This window comes from Ruegeria lacuscaerulensis (genome assembly GCF_013031245.1).
GTDB lineage: Bacteria > Pseudomonadota > Alphaproteobacteria > Rhodobacterales > Rhodobacteraceae > Ruegeria > Ruegeria lacuscaerulensis_C.
Window position 1 is genome coordinate 1 of the sequence record NZ_WPZL01000080.1, and the last position, 4,536, is coordinate 4,536.

The window sequence follows — 4,536 nt, forward strand, 5'->3', positions numbered from 1 at the left end:
TTACTCACTATTCAGACTATTTGGGTCGAAGGCGCCACCGGAGTTGCCGTTGTTTGAAGGTGGCGTTTCGGTGTCCGGGCTGTTCTCTTCGCTGTCGCCGCCCAATGTGTTCGGAGCGAAGATGTTGCCGAAGCCTGAGTTGTTGGACTCGGCGGGGTCGGGTGTGTCCTTTTCCTCGGTACCGGGTCGCAGTTCGTCGGGGTCGAACACACCTTCAAAGCGGCGCTGCCTGCGCTCTTCGCGCTGCTGGCGCAGTTCCTGAATGCGCTGTTCCGCTTCAAGCTGCTTCTGCTCACGGATGTTGGCGATGCACTGGCCGGGGTTGTAGGCCGTGGCCGTGCCGACCACCGTGATCGTGGCGACCGCGAAGACAACCACCAGAACAGCCGCCATATTGCCGGCAAAGAAGCTGGGCAGTTTGATCTTGCCCGCCAGTTCCTCGACCGTGGCCTCGCGGCGCGCGGCAGCCACCAGTTCCTGACGCTTCAGCTTGGCCTCGTTCAGCAGGGCAAAGAACACGGTCAGTGCCACGATGATGAAGGCCAGCGCCGAGATCGATGGCGTGATGCCATAGCGCACTTTCTGCGCCAGTTCGATCGTCAGCGTCGGGTATTCGCCAAAGGTGAAGGTGGTGGTGTTGTAGTTCTCGAACGACGCCAGGAACGCCAGCACCGCGGCGCTTGCAATCGCCGGGCGCATGAACGGCAGCAGGATCTTGCGGAACGCCTGTGCGTGCGTCGCGCCCAGATCCAGCGCCGCTTCGGTCAGCGCGATGTCGTAGCGCTGCAGCCGCGCCACCAGCACCAGCATGCAATAGCTGGCGATAAAGGTGGACTGGCCGATCACCGTCAGGAAAATGCCGTTGGACAGAAAGCTGTCCGCGCCCAGCCCCAGAACCCGGTTGATCCGGTCCCAGAACACCAGCGTCGAGATACCCAGAACAACGCCCGGGATCAGGATCGGCGCGATGATGACGGTGTAGTAGGTCGCCCGCAGTTTCGGCCAGATCTGGGTCAGCATCAGCGCCCCCGCCAGACCCATCGCCACCGACAGGACAACCGTGCCGGCGCCGATGATCAGCGAGTTCTTGATGCCGTTCAGAATACGCTGATCCTGAAACAGCTCTCCGAACCACTGGAAGGTCAGGCATTCCCACGGCGTCATCCGCGGGAATGCCGATGAGTTGAACGCGGTGACCGACATGATCACCAGCGGGCCCAGCAGGTACAGGAAGAAGATGACCAGATAGACCCAGATGCTTACACGAAGGAAGGAATTGTTCATTTCCCGATATCCCCCATGTTCACCTTGAACAGGCGCATCACGGCCAGCACGAACAGGATACAGGTCACCAGCAGCACGATGGCGTAGGCGGCCCCCTGCGGCCAGTCATTGTTGTCGTTGAACTGCTGATAGATCAGTTGCGTGAACCACAGGGACGATGGCCCGCCCAGAATCTGCGGCGCGGCCAGCGCACCGGCGGACAGCATGAACACCATGGTACAGCCGGAACTGATCCCCGGCTTGGCATAGGGAATGACCACCCGCCAGTGAATCCGCCACCAAGGCGCGCCCAGGTCCCGCGCGGCCTCGATCTGGTTTTTATCCAGGCTTTCGATCACGTTATACATCGGGAAGATCATCAGCAGGATGTAGGCATAGCCCAGACCGGCATAGAGCGCGATGTCGTTGCGGATGAAGTCAAAGGGTGTGTCCCAGATCCCCAGCCCTATGAAAAGATTGTTCAGGACCCCGGTTTCGCCAAAGATGATCCGCAGGGCAAAGGCGCGCAGAATCTCGTTGATCCAGTAGGGGATGATCAGCATGATCGCGAAGATGCGGATGTGATTGCCCTTGGTCTGGCCCAGGTAATAGGCGATCGGATAGCAGAGGATCAGGTTGAAGATCGTCACGCAGACCGCGGCCAGCAGGGTGCGGAAGAACACCCGAAGATCAACCACGTTGTAATCCTGACCGCCGCCTTCCGGGCCGTAGATCAGATATTTGTAGTTCTCCAGCGTGTAGACGTCCTTGGGCCCGCCAATTTCCGGCGGCGGCAGGTTCGGTCGGAACGAAAAGTCCAGCATCGACAGTTGCGGCAGGATGATCAGGCCAATGGTCCAGAACAGGACCAGACCCAGGATCGCCAGCCCCATGCCGGTGCCGTTGCGGTTGAAAAACTCCTTCAGGAAGCCTGGCATAGTGAGGCCCCCTTATTCCGCGGCCAGTTCACCCGCCGGGACCAGAACCGCATTGCGGGTCTCGTATTCCAGCGTGATGTTCTGTCCGGTGTGATCATCGAAGGACTGGCCGAGGTTCGGCAGAGACACCTTGATCTCCTTGCCGCCATCGCCTTCGGTGAAGATGTTGAAGACGTTGCCTTCGAATTCCTCGTGGTTCACCCGCGCGGTGACGAAATGGTCCCCGGTCGCGCCTTCCGGCGCAATCGCCAGGGCTTCGGGTCGGATGAACATCATGGCGTCATCGCCTTCTTTCATCTTACCCTGGTTGGCGGTGGAAACCCGCGCCACCAGATCGCCGGACCGGTTGGTCGAGATCATCGCCTCATTGCCCATGACCTGCTTGATCTTGCCGCGGAACACGTTGTTCTCACCGACAAACGAGGCTGCGAAGGCGGTCGAAGGATCGTTATAGATCGTCTTGCCGTCCGCAATCTGGTCGATCACACCCGCCTTCATCACCGCAATACTGTCCGACATGGTCAGGGCCTCGCCCTGATCGTGGGTGATGTAGATGAAGGTGATGCCGACACGCTGCTGAATCTCGCGCAGCTCGGTGCGCATGTGCTGGCGCAGCTTCAGGTCCAGCGCCGACAGCGGTTCGTCCAGCAACAGCACATCGGGTTCGGCGCACAGGGCGCGGGCGATGGCCACACGCTGGCGCTGACCACCGGACAATTCGCTGGGCAGCTTGTCGCCCTGCCCCGGCAGCGCGATCATGTCCAGCAGCTCATCGGCCCGCTTGCGGCGCTCGGCAGAGCTGGCGCCGTTGATCTCCATCGAGAAGGTGATGTTCTCCCACACTTTCATCAGCGGAAACAGCGCCAGGTTCTGAAAGATCAGCGCGGTCGGGCGCTTGTTCGGCCCGATGCCGCGCATGTTGTTGCCGCCGATCAGGACGTTGCCTTCGCTGGGCTCCAGAAACCCCGACACCGCGCGCAGGATCGTCGTCTTGCCGCAGCCCGAGGGGCCGAGAAACGAAAAGAAATCGCCCCCGTTGATGTTCACATTCGCGTCCCGCACGGCAACAAAATCACCGAAACGAATCCACAGGTTCTCAAGATCTACACCGACCCCTGCACTCATTGTTGGTATCTCCGTCTGGCACGGTTCGCGACCGCGCCGAAAAAACGTCCGTCACGCCGTGACGGCGCGCGGGTGAATGGCCCTCCGCGTGGTGGCGGAGGGCAACGCTTCAAAGCGATCAGGCGCTTTTGAACTTGTTGACGAACTCGGTCCGGGTTTCCGCATACCACGGCGCTTCGGCCGGCCACGGGTTGAGATTGGCCAGCGAGTCGCCCGGATAGGCCTCGGCGAAGTTCTTCTTGTAGGTGTCACCGGCATATTGATCGGCACCCAGAACCGGTGAGTTGTAGCCGTGGCTGTCAATCGCGACACCGGCCGGCTTGGCCTGGTAGGCAAAGTCGATAAAGGCATAGACCTGATCGATATTGGCGGCACCGGTCGGCATCGACATACCATCGACCCAGGCCATCGCACCTTCGACCGGAGCCTGGTAATGCACCGGCTCACCGGCTGATTTCAGCGCCAGCGGCGGACCGTCCCAGGTCTGGCCGACAACAACGCCTTCATTCAGCAGGCCGTTTTTCTGGGTATCCGCATCGTTCCAGATCAGCTTGATGCGATCCTTGCGCGCGATGCACCAGTCGGTGATCTGACCCCAGACCTTGCGCATGGTGTCTTCGTCGCCATAGGCGGCCCAGACGGACCCCGGCTCCATCTCGCCCGCGCGTTCCATGTAGAGGCCGGCGCCCAGCATCATCGAATGCGCCCGGCCCATGGTCTTGCCGGCGTTCTCTTCCGACCAGACATCGCCGTAAGACGGCGCATCACCCTCGGGCAGCCACAGATCGGTGCGGTAGGCGATGCCTTCGGTGCCCCAGATATGCGGCAGCCAGTGCACGCCGCTGTCCCCGAAGTTCCACGCATCCGTACCGATCTTGGCCATCGCCGGGTTCACCAGATCGATCGGCACCTTGCTCATGTCAAACGGCTGCAGCAGCTCCAGCGGCTCCCACTGCAGCGAACGGTTGTTGGTGGGCGAGATGATGTCAAAGCCCTGACCATTGGTGGCCTTCATCTTGTTGATGATTTCTTCGTTCGACCCAATCCCGGTGTAGTTCACCTTGATACCGGTCAGGGTTTCGAATTCCTGCAGGAAGGCAGGCGGCAGGTAATCCGACCACATCAGAATGTTGATCTCGCCCGAGGATGCCAGCGCGCTCTTGCTGTACAGCGGCGCGGCCAGAGCAGCCGCCCCCGCACCTTTAAGGAC

Annotated in this window: 4 protein-coding genes; all 4 read right to left on the minus strand. The window is 60.8% G+C overall.

Features of this window, described 5'->3' with window-relative positions:
• Complete coding sequence (locus GOX66_RS25260; RefSeq protein ID WP_170766640.1) at nt 1-1,284, minus strand: ABC transporter permease; 1,284 nt, start codon at nt 1,282-1,284, stop codon at nt 1-3.
• The gene (locus GOX66_RS25265; RefSeq protein WP_170766642.1) at nt 1,281-2,201 is read right to left on the minus strand and encodes an ABC transporter permease; all 921 of its coding nucleotides are present in this window, start codon (nt 2,199-2,201) and stop codon (nt 1,281-1,283) included. The genes GOX66_RS25260 and GOX66_RS25265 overlap by 4 nt, the downstream gene beginning before the upstream one ends.
• Before the next feature lie 12 nt (nt 2,202-2,213).
• Nucleotides 2,214-3,326, minus strand: a complete 1,113-nt coding sequence (locus GOX66_RS25270; RefSeq protein WP_170766644.1) for an ABC transporter ATP-binding protein — start codon at nt 3,324-3,326, stop codon at nt 2,214-2,216.
• A 118-nt stretch (nt 3,327-3,444) separates the two neighbouring features.
• Nucleotides 3,445-4,536: extracellular solute-binding protein (locus GOX66_RS25275; RefSeq protein ID WP_170766646.1), on the minus strand; the 1,092-nt coding region annotated here is incomplete at its 5' end.